Source organism: Sphingomonas sp. AP4-R1, assembly GCF_013113735.1.
In the GTDB taxonomy this organism is placed as follows: Bacteria; Pseudomonadota; Alphaproteobacteria; order Sphingomonadales; family Sphingomonadaceae; genus Sphingomonas_I.
Genome location: NZ_CP053346.1, coordinates 1,356,603 through 1,375,070 on the forward strand (window position 1 = coordinate 1,356,603; position 18,468 = coordinate 1,375,070).

At 66.6% G+C, this 18,468-nt stretch carries 15 protein-coding genes; 9 read left to right on the top strand and 6 right to left on the bottom strand.

The window, feature by feature from the left end:
• Positions 1 to 118: 118 nt before the first annotated feature.
• On the bottom strand, positions 119 to 1,264 hold the full coding sequence (hpnH, locus tag HL653_RS06660; protein ID WP_171743827.1) for an adenosyl-hopene transferase HpnH: 1,146 nt from the start codon (positions 1,262 to 1,264) through the stop codon (positions 119 to 121).
• A 10-nt stretch (positions 1,265 to 1,274) separates the two neighbouring features.
• The gene (gene ispH, locus HL653_RS06665) at positions 1,275 to 2,207 is read right to left on the bottom strand and encodes a 4-hydroxy-3-methylbut-2-enyl diphosphate reductase (RefSeq protein ID WP_171746820.1); all 933 of its coding nucleotides are present in this window, start codon (positions 2,205 to 2,207) and stop codon (positions 1,275 to 1,277) included.
• A gap of 255 nt (positions 2,208 to 2,462) precedes the next feature.
• Here ispH and HL653_RS06670 point away from each other — a divergent pair, with 255 nt between their 5' ends.
• The gene (locus HL653_RS06670) at positions 2,463 to 3,044 is read left to right on the top strand and encodes an ABC transporter substrate-binding protein (RefSeq protein WP_253717654.1); all 582 of its coding nucleotides are present in this window, start codon (positions 2,463 to 2,465) and stop codon (positions 3,042 to 3,044) included.
• Positions 3,041 to 3,949, top strand: coding sequence for a VacJ family lipoprotein (locus HL653_RS06675; RefSeq protein ID WP_171743829.1), 909 nt, complete (start codon positions 3,041 to 3,043; stop codon positions 3,947 to 3,949). The genes HL653_RS06670 and HL653_RS06675 overlap by 4 nt, the downstream gene beginning before the upstream one ends.
• 408 nt (positions 3,950 to 4,357) lie before the next feature.
• On the opposite strand, the gene HL653_RS06680 is transcribed toward HL653_RS06675, so the two are convergent.
• Complete coding sequence (locus tag HL653_RS06680; RefSeq protein ID WP_171743830.1) at positions 4,358 to 6,928, bottom strand: MMPL family transporter; 2,571 nt, start codon at positions 6,926 to 6,928, stop codon at positions 4,358 to 4,360.
• Positions 6,925 to 7,356, bottom strand: a complete 432-nt coding sequence (locus HL653_RS06685; protein ID WP_171743831.1) for a DUF2141 domain-containing protein — start codon at positions 7,354 to 7,356, stop codon at positions 6,925 to 6,927. The genes HL653_RS06680 and HL653_RS06685 overlap by 4 nt, the downstream gene beginning before the upstream one ends.
• Before the next feature lie 172 nt (positions 7,357 to 7,528).
• Here HL653_RS06685 and dinB point away from each other — a divergent pair, with 172 nt between their 5' ends.
• Entirely contained in the window at positions 7,529 to 8,626 is a 1,098-nt protein-coding gene (gene dinB / locus HL653_RS06690; RefSeq protein WP_171743832.1) for a DNA polymerase IV, read from the top strand.
• Between the two features lie 162 nt (positions 8,627 to 8,788).
• Here dinB and HL653_RS06695 read toward each other — a convergent pair whose 3' ends face one another.
• Together HL653_RS06695 and HL653_RS06700 are read right to left on the bottom strand one after the other, a co-directional pair.
• On the bottom strand, positions 8,789 to 9,169 hold the full coding sequence (locus tag HL653_RS06695; RefSeq protein ID WP_216600004.1) for a DoxX family protein: 381 nt from the start codon (positions 9,167 to 9,169) through the stop codon (positions 8,789 to 8,791).
• 89 nt (positions 9,170 to 9,258) lie between these two features.
• Positions 9,259 to 10,533, bottom strand: a complete 1,275-nt coding sequence (locus tag HL653_RS06700) for an FAD-dependent oxidoreductase (protein WP_253717656.1) — start codon at positions 10,531 to 10,533, stop codon at positions 9,259 to 9,261.
• Between the two features lie 115 nt (positions 10,534 to 10,648).
• Between HL653_RS06700 and HL653_RS06705 the strand changes: the two genes are divergently transcribed.
• The 6 genes from HL653_RS06705 (at position 10,649) to HL653_RS06730 (ending at position 18,409) form a co-directional block, all read left to right on the top strand.
• Complete coding sequence (locus HL653_RS06705; RefSeq protein WP_171743834.1) at positions 10,649 to 12,181, top strand: acyl-CoA carboxylase subunit beta; 1,533 nt, start codon at positions 10,649 to 10,651, stop codon at positions 12,179 to 12,181.
• A 14-nt stretch (positions 12,182 to 12,195) separates the two neighbouring features.
• Positions 12,196 to 12,603: a hypothetical protein gene (locus HL653_RS06710; RefSeq protein ID WP_171742659.1), complete on the top strand. Its 408-nt coding sequence runs from the start codon at positions 12,196 to 12,198 to the stop codon at positions 12,601 to 12,603.
• Positions 12,600 to 13,040: a methylmalonyl-CoA epimerase gene (mce, locus tag HL653_RS06715; RefSeq protein ID WP_171743835.1), complete on the top strand. Its 441-nt coding sequence runs from the start codon at positions 12,600 to 12,602 to the stop codon at positions 13,038 to 13,040. The genes HL653_RS06710 and mce overlap by 4 nt, the downstream gene beginning before the upstream one ends.
• A 139-nt stretch (positions 13,041 to 13,179) precedes the next feature.
• Entirely contained in the window at positions 13,180 to 15,327 is a 2,148-nt protein-coding gene (gene scpA, locus HL653_RS06720) for a methylmalonyl-CoA mutase (RefSeq protein WP_171743836.1), read from the top strand.
• Positions 15,324 to 16,325: a biotin synthase BioB gene (gene bioB / locus HL653_RS06725; RefSeq protein ID WP_171743837.1), complete on the top strand. Its 1,002-nt coding sequence runs from the start codon at positions 15,324 to 15,326 to the stop codon at positions 16,323 to 16,325. The genes scpA and bioB overlap by 4 nt, the downstream gene beginning before the upstream one ends.
• Before the next feature lie 8 nt (positions 16,326 to 16,333).
• Positions 16,334 to 18,409 (top strand): acetyl/propionyl/methylcrotonyl-CoA carboxylase subunit alpha, encoded by a 2,076-nt coding sequence (locus HL653_RS06730; protein ID WP_171743838.1) that lies wholly within the window; start codon positions 16,334 to 16,336, stop codon positions 18,407 to 18,409.
• Positions 18,410 to 18,468: the final 59 nt, after the last annotated feature.

An 18,468-nucleotide genomic window follows, 5' to 3' on the forward strand; every position in this document is an offset into this window, starting at 1 on the left:
TTCTCCGTTTGCACTGAGCTTGTCGAAGTGCCGTTCATCTTTCTGCGTTAAGAGAAGAAGGACGGTGCTTCGACAGGCTCAGCACGAACGGGTTTGATGGAAGCGGAGGAGGTCGGCCTCAGCCGACCGCCTGGACCTTCTTGCCCGCATTGGGCGACTCGGTCTTGATCTTGGCCAGCTCCTTGTCGAGCTGGCTCGCATAGACGTCCTCGGCCTTGCGGGCCTTGGTCATGTCCAGCTCCGGCGCCATCGGACCTTCGGTCTTCACGCCCTTGCGGCCGATCGCAAACATCTTGAGCGGATGGCGGATCGCGTCGGTGGCGGCGGTGCCCTCGAAGCCGCAATGCGTCATGCAGTTGGCGCACTTCTCATATTTGCCGACGCCATACTGATCCCAGTCGGTGCCCTCCATCAGCTCGGCGAAGGTCTGCACATAGCCCTCGCCTATCAGGTAGCAGGGCTTCTGCCAGCCGAAGACGGTGCGCAGCGGCATCGACCAGGGGGTGCACTGATAGGTCTGGTTGCCCGCGAGGAAATCCAGGAAGAGCGGCGAATTGGTGAAGGTCCACGCCTTGCCGCCATTGCCGCGCGCGAACACGTTGCGGAAGAAATTCTTGGTCCGCTCGCGCGTCAGGAAATTCTCCTGATCGGCGGCGCGCTCATAGGCATAACCGGGCGAAAGCGTGATCTCGACGCCCAGCTTCTCCATCTCGTCGAAGAAGGATGCGAGGCGGGCGGGATCGGCGCCGTCGAACACGGTGCAGTTCACCTGGACGCGGAAGCCCTTGGCCTTGGCCAGCTCGATCGCCTCGACCGCAACGTCATAGGTGCCCTTCTGGTCCACCGCATGATCGTGCATCTCCTTGTCGCCATCGAGATGGATCGACCAGGTGAAGAAGGGCGACGGCTTGTAATCGTCGATCTTCTTTTTCATCAGAAGCGCGTTGGTGCAGAGGATCACCATCTTCTTCCTGGCGATATAACCCTCGACGATGCGGGGCATGTCGCGATGAAGCAGAGGCTCGCCACCCGCGATCGAGACGGCGGGGGCGCCGCACTCGTCGATCGCCTCCATGCACTGCTCGAACGACAGGCGGCGGTTCAGGATCGCGTCCGGATAATCGATCTTGCCGCAGCCCGGACACGCCAGATTGCAGCGCAGCAGCGGCTCCAGCATGAGCACGAGCGGATATTTGCCGCCCTTGATGTGCTGACGGAGCGTGTAGGCGCCGATCCGCGCGATCTGGGAGAGAGGCAGGCTCATCGATACTTCCTTACTTCGCCATGCTCATCGCGGGGCGGCGCAGCTCGGCCGGGAGGCTGAAGCTGACATTTTCCACCACGCCATCCAGCTGGCTCACTTCGATCGTGCGGAGCTTGCCGAGCGCCGCGATCACATGATCGACCAGCTCGTCCGGTGCCGAAGCACCGGCCGTAAGCCCCACCGAGCCGACATGTTCGACCCACGCCGGATCGATATCGTCGCCGTCATCGACCAGATAGCTCGGTACGTCCAGTTCTTCCCCGATTTCGCGCAGGCGGCTGGAGTTCGAGCTGTTCTTCGCGCCGACGACGATCAGCACGTCGCAGAAGCGCGCCAGTTCGCGTACCGCCGTCTGGCGATTCTGCGTGGCATAGCAGATTTCGTTCACATCCGGCCCGACGAGATCGGTGAAACGCTCCTCGAGCGCGGCGATGACGACGCGGGTGTCGTCCACGCTGAGCGTGGTCTGCGTGATGTAGGCGATCGGCGTATCGACCGCGAGCGGCAGCTCAGCCACCTCGTCGGCATTCTGGACGAGATGGATGGGCGCATCCACCTGCCCCATCGTGCCTTCCACCTCGGCATGGCCGCGATGGCCGATCAGCACGAGCGTGCGCCCGGCCTGGGCATAGCGACGGCCCTGACGATGGACCTTGGTGACGAGCGGGCAGGTGGCATCCAGCACCGGCAGGCTGCGCTCGCGCGCCTGCGCCTCCACCGATTGCGCGACGCCATGCGCGCTGAAGACCGTGCGGGCGCCCTCGGGCACCTCGTCCAGTTCCTCGACGAAGACGGCACCCTTGCTGCGAAGCTTCTCCACCACATGCCGGTTATGCACGATCTCGTGCCGGACATAGATGGGCGCGCCGTAGCGTTCGAGCGCGCCTTCGACGATGTCGATCGCGCGGACGACACCCGCGCAGAAACCGCGGGGCGATGCCATGATGATACGGAGCGGGGCCTGATTGTGTGGTTCGGCCAATGAAAAGGTCCTTGGTTCACCGATCGGTCGCCGAAACGACCTCAGTCTCGCAGATAACAATGGGAAACAGTCGGGGAAAGTGTGATTTGGTGCATGACGGTTAGCTGAACGGCATACATCAGCATGATGGCTGGACGGCTTGCACCTTGATGGGTATTCGGCGGCCCGCCCTCAAGGAGCTATCGCAGACCCGTGCGAAACCCTGTTTCATGTGGCGTGATTGCCACGCTTTTCCTCGCTCCCGCGCCCATTTTCGCGCAGGTATCCGACCCGGCCCAGGCGACCATAGCGGCACTGGATGACGGTCTTCTCTCCATCATGAAGGCCGGGAAGGCGGCGGGTGCGGCCAGGCGCGGCGCGATGATCGGACCGGTGGTGGATCGCGCCTACGATCTGCCGCTGATGACCCGCCTGTCCGTCGGCCCCGCCTGGAACGGGATGGCGGCTGCGGACCAGACGGCCTTGGTCGCGGCGTTCCGCCGGCTGACCGTCGCGCAATATGCGGCCAATTTCGACGGCTTTTCGGGCGAGACTTTCACGATCGCGCCGAAGGTGGAGGAGCGCGCGGGCGACAAATTGGTCCGCACGACGCTGACGCCGAAGACGGGCGATCCGGTCGCGATCAGCTACCGGATGCGCCAGAGCGGCGGCCAGTGGAAGATCATCGACGTCTTCTACAAGAATTCGATCAGCCAGCTGGCGACTCGCCGATCCGATTTCGCCGCGGCGCTCGCCGCGGGCGGGGCCAAGGGGCTGATCGCGCATCTCGATCGCCTCGCCGCCAAGCCCGCCTCTTGATCGCGCTGCTGCTCGCGGCGGCGCAGGCGCCGGCCGCGCCCTCGATCGACGTGGTGGGCGCCCGCTCGCCCGCGCATGTCCGCCACGCGCCCGGCGATCCGCTGGAGGGCTTCAACCGGCGGATGTACAAGGTCTATGACGGGCTGGATCACGGTGTCGTCCGCCCGGCGGCGATGGGCTACAAGAAGATCGTCCCCCGCTTCCTGCGGACCGCGCTGCGCAACGTCTTCAGCAATCTGAACGAGCCCGTGGTGTTCGTGAACTACGTGCTGCAGCTGAAGATCGGCAAGGCGGCCGAGACGACGGCGCGCTTCGTGGTCAATTCCACGATCGGTCTGGCCGGCACGGTGGACGTGGCGCGCGACCGGAAGATCAACCTGCCACATCGGCCCAACGGCTTCGGCGACACGCTGGGCTTCTATGGCGTGAAGCCTGGACCCTATATTTTCCTGCCGATCCTGGGCCCCACCACGCTGCGCGATCTGCTGGGCGCGGGGGCCGACGGCCTTGTGCTGCCCACCGCCGTGGGGAAGCCGTTCAACCGGATCTATTACCAGATTCCGAGAGCGGTGATCGGCGGGCTCGACATGCGCGCCGAATATGATTCGGATCTGAAGGCGCTGCTGAACAGCGCGCTGGATCCCTATGCGACGATGCGCTCGGTCTATCTGCAGGACCGCGCGGGCGAGATTGCCGGGCTGAAGGGCAAGTCGATCGACGGGGACGGGATGGGCCTGGCCTCGGGCGGAGCGGGATCGGGCGATCCCCTCGCCGATCCGCTGGCGGACCCCATGGCCGATCCGGCCGCCGCGCCAGGGGCCACACCCGCGATGCCGGGCACCACGCCGATGCTGGAGGCGCCGATGCCGTTGCTGCCGGCGCCGCCCGCACCCAAGGCGGATTGACGTCGTTCTCCCGCTTATCCTGAGAGGCTGGCCGGAAAATCCGGTCGGTCTGTAAAATCCCCGTTCGTTCCGAGCGAAGTCGAAGAACGGGCTGCAGGCGCAGCGCCCGGAGCCCGTGCTTCGACAGGCTCAGCACGAACGGATCCGGGGTCGCCCGGCTGAGCGCCTGCTCGGGATGAGCGGGCGAGGGACGATGTTCCGCCGGTTGACCCGGTCCAGGACGGATCGACATTCGGATAGGTTGAAAGAACGAACCGGGCATCATTCCAGACTGTCATGCTGAACGTGTTTCAGCATCCATGCCCTGACGGGTCGGCCCGGCTCAACGGTCGGGTCATGGACCCTGAAACGAGTTCAGGGTGACGATCTCTCGAAGCCGCCGACATCCCGACCCTGATGGTCGATCGCCTAAGCCCGGCGTTGCCGGGGCGGACCCAGCAGCGCCGGTTCGAAGATCAGCGCGCAGATCAGGGTCCAGATCAGCGAGATCATCAGAATCTTGCCCATGCTCGCGGTGCCGGGATGGCGCGACAGCCACAGGCTGCCGAACGCGACGCCGGTGGTGAGCGCCGAGAAGAGGACCGCGCGGGCCAGGCTGGAGCCGAGCAGTCGCGTCTCGCCGCCGCGCCACGCCATCACGAAATAGATGTGGAAGGCGACGCCTACCCCGAACAGGAGAGGGAAGGCGATGATGTTGGCGAAGTTCACCGGCTGGCCGATCAGCACGCAGGTGCCGAGCGTGAGGAAGATCGAGAGGATTACCGGCGCGAGCGTGAACGCCACTTCGCGTACGTCGCGCAGCACCGCGAAGAGTAGCAGGCTGACGAGCAGGAAGGCGATCACGCCGGCCTGAACGAACGCGCCCGCGACGGTTTCGGCTGCCGCCTGCGTGGCGACCGGAAGCCCGGAGATGGCGGGCGTGACCGTCTCCACCGCATCGCGGAAGCGGTGGATCACGCGATTGTCCGAGGCATTGCCGGCGGGGAAGAGCTGGATCCGTTCGCGTCCGTCCGGGGCGATCCAGTCGCGCACCAGATCGGCGGGCAGGGTGGCGCGGGTGACGGCGTCGGGGTGGAGCGCCTGGCGGGTCTGCTCCAGCATGATGCCAAGCGGGCGGGTGATGACCGCCTGCAGGTCGGCGCGGGAGGCGGGGGTCGCTGCGGCGAGTCGATCGAAGGCATTGGCGAGGCGGACGGCGTCGGCCGGGCCGGAGCGGAGTTTGGCGGCGGCGTCACGCAGGGCGGTGACGATCTCGTCATCGCCGGGCGCCGGGGCGACCGAGAAGGGATCGAGCGAGAGATCGAGCAGCATCGCAGCGTCGTTGATCGTGGCGAGCTTGGCGGGCTGATCCTCGGGCACGAAGCTGTCGAGGGTGACGACCTGACGCACTTCGGGGAGGGCGTCGAGCTTTTTGGCGAGAGCCTGTGCGGTCTGGTGGTTCGGCGCCAGCGCGTCGATCACGTTGGGGGTGCGATCGGGATCGCGGGCGAGATCGGCCAGCGTCGCCATGGACGGCGCCTTGGGATCGCGCAGGTGGAGCGGGTTGAAATCGAAGCTCACCCAGCGGAGCAGGACGATGCTGAGCGCCAGCGAGACGCCGAAGGCGATCAGGATCGCGCGGCGGTGGCGGGCGAGCCAGTCGTCCGCGCCCTCCATCCGGTGGAGCGTCGTCGCGGCGCTGGGCGCGGGGCCGCCGAAGAGGAGGATCAGAGCGGGCAGCAGGGTGACGCTGAGCAGCAGCGCCACGATCATGCCGAGGCCGGCGATCACGCCCAGTTCGGCCACGCCGACATAAGCGGTGGGCAGGAAGGCGCCGAAGCCGAGGAAGGTGGCGGCGGCGGCCAGCGAGAGCGAGGGGCCGAGCGCCCTGGCGGCGGCGGCGATCGCGGCGGGGGCGTCGAGGCCGTCCGCCCGCTCGGCGCGGAAGCGAACGGAGAGCTGGATGCCGAAATCGACGCCAAGGCCCACGAAGAGCGGGATGAAGGCGATCGAGATCAGGTTGAAGCGGCCGACCGCGAGCAGGCCGATCGCGGCGGTGATCAGCAGGCCGAGCGTGGTGGTCAGCAGGATCGCGGCGACGAGACGGGGCGAGCGGGTCGCGGCCCAGAGCGCGGCGAGGGTCGCCAGCGCCATGACGAGGCCGACGAAGCCGATATTCTCCTGCAGCGTGGCGAATTCCTCGTCCGCCAGCGGGACTTCGCCCGTCAGGCGCAGCGTGACGCCGTGCGCGGGATCGAGACCGAGCGAACCGGCGGTGCTGCGGACGGCGTCGGCGGCAGCGGAGCCCGCTTCGAGATCGCCATGGTTGAGGACGGGCTGGAGCAGGAGCAGGCGGCGCGTGGGCGGACGGAGCGCATCGTTGCCGCCCGCGAACAGGGCCTGCCACGAGAAATAAGCGGGCTTGCCGGCGAGGCGCGCCTCGATCGTGTCGCTCAGCGAACGCAGCGCCGGGCCGGCCTGCGTGTAGGCGCGCGGATCGCGCGACGCGCCCTCCGCCACCGTGCCGATCGCACTCGCCACGCCGCGCAGCGACGGATCGGCAGCAAGGGGCCCGAGCAAGGGCTGGGCGTCGACGAGCGCGGCGGTGGTGCGGGACACGTCTTCCCGGCTGCCGAACAGCAGCCCTTCCTTCTGGAAGAAGGCGCCGCCGTCGGGCCGGGCGACGCGGCGGAAATGGGCGCGGTCGGCCGTGAGGCGATCGGCGAGGCGGGCGGCCGCCTCCTCGGCCAGTTCGGGCGTCTTGCCGTCGATCACGACCAGCATCGTATCGCTGAGCTGGGGGAAGGCGGCCTCGGTCGCGCGCTCCTGCTGGCGCCAGGCGACGGTGGGGGAGATCAGATCGGCCGTATCCGTGCTCATCGCGAAACGGGACAGGGCGACGGTCAGCGCCAGCGCGCTCAGCACGAGCGCGAGGATCAGGGTGCGCCACGGACGGGCGATGCTCCAGCCGACGATGCGGCTGACGAATGCGCCCATCATCGCGCGGGCGGGCCCTTGCGGCCGGTGAAGTAGCGCATCTTCAGCGCCGTCTGGGTGGCCTTGCCGTCGAAATCGAACACCGCATCATCCCATTTGGGCGGGCTCAGCACGATGCGCGCGTCACGCGAGAAGCCGACGCCCTCGGTGGGAATGCCGAACAGGCCGCGATCGACATGGCGATTGTCATTCTCGTCATGGAAGGCCTGGATCGCATAATGGCCCGGCGGAAGATTCTCGATGGTGAGCGTGACCTGGCCTTCATGCGCCGGGGTTTCGGTCGAATAGGGGCAGCCGTCCTTCAGGAACAGGCTTTGCGGGCAGACGTCGAGATGCACCTTGCCCTTGTTGCTGCGGACATTGCCGACATCGATGGTGAGCGTTCCCGTGCCCGCGGCGGCGGCGAGCATCAGCGCGACGGCGATCGCCATCAGGCGGCGCCATGCGTGAAATGCCGCGCGTGAGGCGTCGCGATCGGTTCGGGCGAAGGCATGAGGCGATTCAAGAGGCGTTCCGTTCGTGCGTTGCGGGCGGGATGAGCGCTAAACGAACGGCGATCAATCCGCTTTGATCCGGGGGCGGTGGCTGGCGTAAGGGAACCGCATGGCTGCCCCGGACGCGCCCCCACCCGCCCCCGCGCCAACGGACGATCCGCCGCGCAAGATCATCCATGTCGATATGGATGCTTTCTACGCCTCGGTCGAGCAGCGCGACAATCCGGAGCTGCGCGGCAAGCCTGTGGCGGTGGGCGGCATCCGCGAGCGCGGCGTGGTGGCGGCGGCCAGCTATGAGGCGCGCGTGTTCGGCGTGCGATCGGCGATGGCCTCCGCCACGGCGCGGCGGAAATGCCCGGAGCTGATCTTCGTGAAGCCGCGCTTCGAAGTGTATGGCGAGATATCGCGGCAGATCCGCGCGATCTTCGCGGAGTATACCGAGGCGATCGAGCCGCTCTCGCTGGACGAGGCCTATCTCGACGTGAGCGGGGTGGACTCGGCGCGCGACGTGGCGGAGGCGATCCGCCAGCGGATCAAGGCCGAGACGGGGCTGACCGCCTCGGCGGGGGTGTCGTACAACAAGTTCATCGCCAAGCTGGCGTCCGACCAGAACAAGCCGGACGGCATCTGCGTGATCCCGCCGCATCGGGGGGCGGCGTTCGTGCAGACCCTGCCGGTGAAGCGCTTCCACGGCGTGGGGCCGCGCACGGCCGAGAAGATGGCGCGGCTGGGGATCGAGACGGGCGCCGATCTCGCCGCGCAGAGCCTGCCCTTCATGGAGGCGCATTTCGGCAGCTTCGCCGCCTATCTCTACTGGGCGGCGCGGGGGCGGGACGACCGGCCGGTGCGCGCGAACCGGATCCGCAAGTCGATCGGGGCGGAGCGCACCTTCTTCGAGGACAAACATGGCGAGGCCGAGCTGATCGAGGCGCTGGAGACGGTGCTGGAGGCGCTGATGGAGCGGATCGACCGATCGGGTGCGGCGGGGCGCACGGTGACGCTGAAGGTGAAATTCGCCGACTTCCGCCAGATCACGCGGGCGAAGAGCTTCACGATGCCGGTGGCGGCGCGCGAGGCGATCGGCGAGGCGGGGCGCGGACTGTTGCGCGCGCTGCTGCCGATGCCGCTGGGCGTGCGGCTGCTGGGGCTGACCCTGTCCGCGCTGGAGGGGGACGAAGAGGCGGAGCAATTGGGGCTGGGGATTTAAGGCAATGCCCCGGTCACCTCATATCTCTCGTCATCCTGAACTTGTTTCAGGATCCATGGCGCGGGAGCTGTCCGTGAGCGATCGTCCAGCGGAGAGCGCAGGCGATGGATCCTGAAACAAGTTCAGGATGACGGCGGGAGTTGGGATCCCGGCCGGGAAGGATCAGAGGCGTCGCCCGAACGGCCAGTCCGTGACCTTGCCCGCATAGAGCGCCCACCAGATGATCAGCGGCTGCGCGAGCAGGCGGGGGGCGTGATACAAGAGGGGCAGGCCGGTGCCGGAGCCGAGATCGTTGATCGCGTGCTGCATGTTCGCGGGCCACACGCAGAGCGCGTAGAGCGCGAGCATCAGGCCGGCCCACCAGCGCGTGCGCGGGATGAGCAGGCCGATCGCGCCGAACAGCTCGCACAGGCCGGTCGCGATCACCGTTTCGCGCGGGAAGGGCACCCACGGCGGCATGATCCGCAGGAACGGCGCGGAATGCGCGATATGGAGATAGCCGGCCGCGAGATAGGCCGCCGCCAGCACCCAGCGGGCGACGATGCGCCCCCACCGCTCGCCGGGCTGGAAAGGCGGGGCCGGGGGGGAATGGCCCTCCGCCGCACCGGTCGCGTGCCGATCAGCACCCACCCTCAATCCTCTCCTTGCCAGGGAGGGGAGGCGATCAGCCGATCGGCGGCGGCGACGCCGGTTTCATAGGCGCCGTGGGCGGTAGTGAAATCCCTGGCCGAGCAGGCCTCGCCCGCGAGCAGGATGCGATCGTCGACCGGCGCGGCCAGCGCGGCGCGGGCATCGGCGAAGCCCGGCAGAGCGTGGCTGTACGAACCCCGGATCGACTCGCACTTGGCCCAGGCGGAACCCGCGACATAATCCAGCCGGCGCACGAAATCGGCGCCGAGCAGGCCGCTCAGCTCCTCGCGCACGAAGGCTTCGGCCGCGCCGTCGCCCTCGGTTTCCAGCGCGCGGGCGGCGGCGCCTCCGAGAAAGGCCTCGATCACGGGATAGCCGAATGGGCGGAGATAATAGCTGCCGGTGGCACCGCGCCGGGGCGATCCGATGAGATGGCCGTTTTCGGGCAGATCATGCGTTTCCGGCAGGCGGAAGAAGAGCTTGTCGGCCAGGCCGAGCGGCAGCTTGCTCGCCGCGTGGCAGGGCGTTTCGAACGCGGCGGGCAGGCCGATCGTGCCGGCGGCGAGCATCTCGGTGGAGACGGTGACGATCGCGGCGGCGGCGTCGATATCGCCCTTGTCGGTGGCGAGGCGGACGCCCCGATCGTGATGGGAGACGCTGGCGACCCTGGTGCCGAGCACACGCGGGACGCCGGCGGCCGCAATCTCGACCAGCGCGCCATAGCCGGCGGGAAGGCGCCAGTTCCGGTCGCTCGCGGCATCGTCATAGGCGAGATAGTCGGCGACCGAGAGTTCGGCCAGCTGCGCGCCGTTGATGTAGCTGGACAGCGCCTCGACATAGCCGATCCAGGGATTGGCCGGATCGATCGCGTCGCTGGCGCGGTCGCTCGGTACGCCCGCGCGGATCGCCTCGTTCCAGGCATCGAAGGCTTCCCAGGCCGCATGCTGATCGGCCGCGTCGAAACCGAGATTGCGCCATTGATCGCCCCAGGCCGACCGGGAGCGATCGATCGTGCGCCCCTCAACCTCGGCGATCGAGACCCACGGATTGCGCTCGGCCGAATGGAGCCAGCCGCAGCCCATATCCAGCGCCATGCTGCCGGCATGGATCGTATGCGCGCGGCCGCCGATGCGGGGGAGCGCATCGATCAGCAGCACGCTGCGGCCGTGGCTGGCGAGACGGCGCGCGGCGCCGACTCCGGCCGCCCCGGCTCCCACGATCGCGACATCGATCCCCCTCATCGCACCGACATGCACCAAAGATGCGTCGTGATCCATTCTGCAGATCGCGATCCATTCCGCAGATAGGGATTTCGCAATTCCGCAAATTCGCATTTGAATGCGGAGCCTACAGGGGACAAACCGCAGACAGAGCATTTCGAGAGGGTTGAGGATGCTGGCGACGTTACGGAAGCTGGAAGAGAAGCGCGCGCAGGCGGCGCTCGGCGGCGGACAGGCGCGGATCGACAGCCAGCACAGGAAAGGGCGGCTTTCCGCGCGGGAGCGGATCGCGGTGCTGCTGGATCCCGGCAGCTTCGAGGAGCTCGACATGTATGTCGAGCATAATTGCGTCGACTTCGGGATGCAGGATCAGGTGGTGCCGGGCGACGGCGTGGTCACCGGATCGGGCACGATCAACGGCCGGCTGGTGTTCGTGTTCAGCCAGGATTTCACCGTCTTCGGCGGATCTCTTTCGGAGCGGCACGCGCAGAAGATCTGCAAGATCATGGACATGGCGCTGAAGGTGGGCGCCCCCGTGATCGGCATGAACGATTCGGGCGGCGCGCGCATCCAGGAGGGCGTGGCGAGCCTCGGCGGCTATGCCGAGGTGTTTCAGCGCAACGTGCTGGCATCGGGCGTGGTGCCGCAGATCAGCCTGATCATGGGGCCATGCGCGGGCGGCGCGGTCTATTCGCCGGCGATGACCGACTTCATCTTCATGGTGAAGGATTCGAGCTTCATGTTCGTGACCGGGCCGGAGGTGGTGAAGACCGTCACCAACGAGGTGGTGACGCAGGAGGAACTGGGCGGCGCGATCACGCACGCGACCAAATCCTCGGTCGCGGACCTCGCCTTTGAAAATGACATCGAGGCGCTGCTGGCGACGCGCGACTTCGTGGATTTCCTGCCGCTCTCGAACCGGGAAACGGTGCCCGCGCGGCCCACGACGGATCCCGGCGACCGGATCGACATGAGCCTCGATACGCTGATCCCGGACAGCGCCAACAAGCCCTACGACATGAAGGAACTGATCCGGAAGATCGTGGACGAGGGCGATTTCTTCGAGGTGCAGCCAACCCACGCCGGCAATATCGTGATCGGGTTCGGCCGGATCGAGGGGCGCACGATCGGCATCGTCGCCAACCAGCCGATGGTGCTGGCGGGCGTGCTGGACATCAACAGCGCCAAGAAGGCGGCGCGCTTCGTGCGCTTCTGCGATGCGTTCGAGATCCCGATCGTCACCTTCGTCGACGTGCCGGGCTTCCTGCCGGGCGTGGCGCAGGAACATAACGGCATCATCAAGCATGGCGCCAAGCTGCTGTTCGCTTATGGCGAGGCGACCGTGCCCAAGATCACGGTGATCACGCGCAAGGCCTATGGCGGGGCCTATGACGTGATGGCCTCCAAGCATCTGCGCGGCGACCTGAATTATGCGTGGCCCACCGCCGAGATCGCGGTGATGGGCGCGAAGGGGGCCGTCGAGATCATCTTCCGCAAGGACGTGGGGGATCCCGAAAAGATCGCCGCGCGCACGCGGGAATATGAGGAGCGCTTCGCCAACCCCTTCGTGGCGGCGAGCAAGGGCTTCATCGACGAGGTGATCATGCCGCATTCGACCCGGCGACGGATCGCGCTGGGCCTCCGCAAGCTGCGGGGAAAACAGCTTGAGAACCCTTGGAAGAAGCATGACAATATTCCCCTCTAATCGGGGGAAGCGAGATGAGCAGATTGCATGGAGATGACGCAGAACTGACCGAACGCGACGCGGCACTTATAAAAGCAATGATCGACAGAGGCGATAAAAACGAGACGATCGCTGCGTATTTTGGGGTTAATCAACGCGCGATATCTCATGTGCGAACTGGGAAAAAATTTGAGGGTATCAATGCGGCGTCGATAGCGATCCTGCCTCCGCCGGGACCATATGGTGTCGATCCAATATATGTTCGGTTCTATCAAACCATGACGAAAGTTAATTCCCTTTGGGAGAAGCGGAAGCTGTCTGCCGCAAAGGAGTTGCTTGAACGAGCCTTGAAGAACCCGGTCTTCACAGAAGATATTTCAGAAATAGATACTGAATTTAGCGATATTTGCCGCGATGAGTACGGGATCAATGTTGCGATATGAAACTTGGCCGCTTGAACCATGTCGGTATCGCGACGCCCTCGATCGCGGCGAGCCTCGCTTATTATCGCGACGTGATGGGGGCGACTCTGGCGCATGCGCCGTTCGATCTGCCGGCGCAGGGCGTGACGGTGTGCTTCGTCGATACGCCGGGAGAAGAGGGCACGGCAGGGACGCAGATCGAGCTGATCGAGCCGCTGGGAGAGGCCAGCCCGATCCATGCGTTTCTGGCCAAGAACCCGGCCGGAGGGCAGCATCATATGTGTTACGAGGTGGCGGACATCCACGCGGCCAAGGCGTGGTTCGAGGGGCTGGGCAAGACGGTGCTCGGCGAGCCGCGCATCGGGGCGCACGGGACGCCGATCTTCTTCGTCCACCCGAAGGATATGAACGGGGTGCTGACCGAGATCATGGAGACGCCGAAGGACGGCGCGCACTGATGTCGGGCGTCTTCTTTCCTGCCGTTCGTGCTGAGCCTGTCGAAGCACGGGCTTCACATAGCGTCGCTTGCAGCCCGTCCTTCGACTTCGCTCAGGACGAACGGGGATGGGGCGTGTGTGATGAACGGAGTTCGGTGGCATGACCGACAAGCCCACTCTCGATCAATGGTCCGCCGCCGCCGCCAAGGAGGTGAAGGGCAAGGACCTGACGTGGCAGACGCCCGAGGGCATTGCCGTGAAGCCGCTCTACACCGAGGCGGACACGGAGGGCTGGGATCCGGGCCTGCCGGGGTTCGCGCCGTTCGCGCGCGGGGTGCGCGCGTCCATGTATGCGGGGCGGCCGTGGACGATCCGGCAATATGCGGGCTTTTCCACCGCCGAGGCCTCCAACGCTTTCTACCATCGCAACCTGAAGGCGGGGCAGAAGGGGCTATCGGTCGCGTTCGATCTGGCCACGCATCGCGGCTATGACAGCGATCACCCGCGCGTGACGGGCGATGTGGGCAAGGCGGGCGTCGCGATCGACACGATCGACGACATGAAGATCCTGTTCGACGGCATTCCGCTCGACAAGATGTCCGTCTCGATGACGATGAACGGGGCGGTGATCCCGATCCTGGCCTTCTTCATCGTCGCGGGCGAGGAGCAGGGCGTGCCGATGGCGCAGCTGGATGGGACCATCCAGAACGACATCCTCAAGGAGTTCATGGTCCGCAACACCTATATCTACCCGCCCGAGCCGAGCATGCGGATCATCTCGGACATCTTCGCCTTCACATCGGCCAACATGCCGAAATTCAACAGCATTTCGATCTCCGGCTATCATATGCAGGAGGCCGGAGCGACGCAGGTGCAGGAGCTGGCCTTCACGATCGCGGACGGCGCCGAATATGTGAAATACGGCGTGGCCTCGGGCCTCGACATCGACGCGTTCGCGGGGCGCCTGAGCTTCTTCTTCGCGATCGGCATGAACTTCTTCATGGAGATCGCCAAGCTGCGCGCGGCGCGCGTGCTGTGGCACCGGGTGATGACCAAGCTCGGCGCGCAGGACGAGCGATCGAAGATGCTGCGGACGCACTGCCAGACGAGCGGCGTGTCGCTGACCGAGCAGGATCCGTACAACAATGTGATGCGCACCACGATCGAGGCGATGGCCGCGATGCTGGGCGGCACGCAGTCGCTCCACACCAATGCGCTGGACGAGGCGATCGCGCTGCCGACCGATTTCTCCGCGCGCATCGCCCGCAACACGCAGCTCGTGATCCAGGAGGAGACGGGCATGTGCCATGTCGTCGATCCGCTGGGGGGCAGCTATTATATCGAGAGCCTGACGAAGGATCTGGTCGATCGCGCGTGGGAGATTATCGAGCGCGTGGAGGCGGACGGCGGGATGGCCAAGGCGGTCGCCGCAGGCTGGCCCAAGGCGATGATCGAGGAGGCCGCCGCCGCCACCGCCGCGCGGATCGACCGGGGCGAGCAGGTGATCGTCGGCGTCAACAAATATCGCAAGGATCAGGAGGATCCGATCGAGATCCTCGATGTCGACAATCATGCCGTGCGCGAGGCGCAGATCCGGCGGATCGAGACGGTGAAGGCCGGCCGCGACGAGGCGGCGTGCCGGGCGGCGCTGGATGCGCTGCGCGAGGGGGCGAAGGGCAAGGCGAACCTGTTGGGGCTCGCCGTGGAATGCGCGCGGGCCCGTGCGACACTGGGCGAGATCAGCCTGGCGATGGAGGATGTGTTCGGCCGCTACGGGACGACGCCGACGCCGGTGAAGGGCATTTACGGCGGCGCTTACGGCGAGGATGCGCGCTGGGCCGGCCTGAAGAACGGTGTCGTTTCGATCGGGCGCACCAAGGGCCGCGCGCCGAGGATGTTCGTCGCCAAGATGGGGCAGGACGGCCATGACCGGGGCGCGAACCTCGTCTCCTCCGCGTTCGGCGATCTGGGCTTCGACGTGCTGGCGGGGCCGCTGTTCCAGACACCGGCCGAGGCCGCGAAGATGGCGATCGCGGCGGACGTGGACGTGGTCGGCGCCTCCAGCCTCGCGGCGGGGCACAAGACGCTGATCCCCGAGCTGATCGGCCATCTGCGTGAGGCGGGCCGGGGCGATATCAGGGTGGTCGCAGGCGGCGTGATCCCCGCGCAGGACTATCAGGCGCTGCGGGATGCGGGCGTTCAGGCGATCTTCGGACCTGGCACCAATCTGGTGCTGGCGGCCGAAGAGGTGTTGAAGCTGCTCGGTCACAACATGCCGCCCGAGGGCATCAACGAGGCTGCCGAATGAATTCTCCCCTGTTTTTCCCCGCCAAGGTCACGCGCGACGCGATTGCGGCTCTGTTCGATCTTCCCTTCACCGAACTGCTGTTCCGCGCGGCGGAGGTGCACCGTGCGCATCATGATCCGGCGCGCGTGCAGCGCTCCACCCTGCTCTCGATCAAGACCGGCGGCTGCGCCGAGGATTGCGGCTATTGCAGCCAGTCGGTCGCGGCCGAATCCGGGCTGAAGGCGGGCAAGCTGATGGAGGTGGAGGCCGTGCTGGCCGCCGCCGCCGAGGCGAAGGCGGCGGGATCCGAGCGCTTCTGCATGGGGGCCGCCTGGCGCGAGCCCAAGGACCGCGACATGGACGCGATCGAGGCGATGATCGAAGGCGTGAGGGCGCTGGGCCTCGAAACCTGCATGACGCTGGGCATGCTGAGCGACGATCAGGCGGATCGGCTGGGGGCGGCGGGCCTCGATTATTACAACCACAATCTGGATACTTCGCCTGAATATTATGGCGAGGTGATCACCACCCGGACCTATCAGGACCGGCTGGACACGCTGGATCGCGTGCGGCGCGCGGGGATCAACACCTGCTGCGGCGGCATCGTCGGCATGGGCGAGACGCGCGCGGATCGCGTCGGCTTCCTCCATGCGCTGGCGACCTTGCCCGAGCATCCCGAGAGCGTGCCGATCAACGCGCTGGTGCCGGTGGCGGGCACGGTGCTGGGCGACATGCTGGCGGATACGCCGCTGGCGAAGATCGACGAGATCGAGTTCGTCCGCACGGTGGCGGTGGCGCGCATCCTGATGCCGAAGGCGGTCGTCCGGCTGTCGGCGGGGCGCGAGAGCATGTCGGATTCGACGCAGGCGCTGTGCTTCCTGGCGGGCGCCAATTCGATCTTCACGGGCGACCGCCTGCTGACGACGGGCAATGCCGGGAGCGACGCCGACGCGGCCTTGTTCGCGCGGCTGGGGCTTAACAGCGACGAGATGGCAACGGCCCTCGAGACGGCCGGATAAGGAGAGGCATGTTCAAGAAGATCCTGATCGCCAATCGCGGCGAGATTGCCTGCCGCGTCATCCGCACCGCCCAGCGGATGGGGATCGCGACGGTGGCGGTCTATTCGGATGCGGATGCGCGCGCGCCGCATGTGGAGATGGCGGACGAGGCGGTGCGGCTCGGCCCGCCGCCCGCCGCCGAAAGCTATCTGCTGGCGGACAGGATCATCGCGGCGTGCAAGGAAACCGGTGCGGAGGCGGTGCATCCGGGCTATGGCTTCCTTTCCGAGCGGGCGAGCTTCGTCGAGGCGCTGACAGCGGCGGGCATCGCCTTCATCGGCCCGCCGGCCAATGCCATCGCCGCGATGGGCGACAAGATCGAATCCAAGAAATTGGCGAAGGCGGCGGGCGTGAACGTCGTGCCCGGCTTCCTGGGCGAGATCGCGGATACCGACGAGGCCGTGCGGATCGCGTCCGACATCGGCTATCCCGTGATGATGAAGGCCTCGGCCGGCGGCGGCGGCAAGGGGATGCGGCTCGCCTGGTCCGAACAGGACGTGCGGGAAGGGTTCGAGGCGACCAAGCGCGAAGGGCTCGCCTCGTTCGGCGACGATCGCGTGTTCATCGAGAAGTTCATCGAGAGCCCGCGCCACATCGAGATCCAGCTGCTGGGCGACCGGCACGGCAATATCGTCTATCTGAACGAGCGTGAATGCTCGATCCAGCGGCGCCACCAGAAGGTGGTGGAGGAGGCGCCCTCGCCCTTCGTGAGCCCGGAGATGCGCAAGGCGATGGGCGAGCAGGCGGTCGCGCTGGCACGGGCCGTCGGGTATCATTCGGCGGGGACGGTGGAACTGATCGTGTCGGGCGCCGATACCACGGGGCAGGGCTTCTACTTCCTCGAGATGAACACCCGCCTGCAGGTGGAGCATCCCGTCACCGAATATATCACCGGGCTGGATCTGGTGGAGCAGATGATCCGCGTGGCGGCGGGCGAACCGCTGGGCTTCACGCAGGATCAGGTGCGGCTGGACGGCTGGGCGATCGAGAATCGCGTCTATGCCGAGGATCCCTATCGCGGCTTCCTGCCCTCGACCGGGCGGCTGGTGCGCTATCGGCCGCCGGCCGCCATGAAGGGCCCGCTTGTCCTGAGCGAAGTCGAAGGACGGGCTGCGGGCGATACGCTCTCAGCAGGTGCTTCGACTTCGCTCAGCACCAACGGATTGGGCAATGTTCGCGTCGACGACGGCGTGACCGAAGGCTCCGAAATCTCGATGTTCTACGATCCGATGATCGCCAAGCTGGTGACATGGGGCGCGACGCGCGAGAAGGCGATCGATGCGCAGATCGACGCGCTCGACCGGTTCGAGATCGAGGGGATCGGCCACAACGTGGATTTCCTCTCGGCGCTGATGCAGCATCCGCGCTTCCGATCGGGCGCGATCACGACGGGCTTCATCGCGGAGGAATATCCCGAAGGCTTCCAGGGCGCGCCGACGCCCGAGAAGCTGACCGAGCGGCTAGCGGCGATCGCGGCCATGGCGGGATCGGCCGAGGCCGCGCGCGCGGCCGAGATCGACCAGCGGCTGAACGGCCCGATCGTCCCCAACGGCGAATGGGTGGTGACGATGGACGGGGCCGAGCATCATGTGCTGATCGAGGGCGATACCGTGACCGTCGACGGGCATCCGATGACGATCGCGGCGCCCTATGTGCCCGGCCAGAAGCTGGTGGAGGCGCGGATCGGCGACGAGGCCCTGTCCGTGAAGATCGATCGGCTGCGCAGCGGCTTCGTCTTCACGACGCGGGGGCGGAGCCACAAGCTGCGCGTGCTGCCGCCGCATGTGGCGGAGTTGGCCCGGCACATGATCGAGAAGATTCCGCCGGACATGTCGCGCTTCCTGCTCTGCCCGATGCCGGGGCTCGTCACCCGGATCGACGTTCAGGCGGGCGACAAGGTGGAGGCGGGCCAGCCGCTCGCCGTCGTCGAGGCGATGAAGATGGAGAATATCCTGCGCGCCGAGAAAGCCGGAACGGTGAAGACGGTGGAGGCGAAGGCGGGCGAGAGCCTGGCGGTCGACGCGGTTATTCTCGAGTTCGAGTGAGGGGGCGAGGCTTGCTGCGCACCTGAGGCCCGATCGCCTTTGAAGGAAACGGCCTCTCA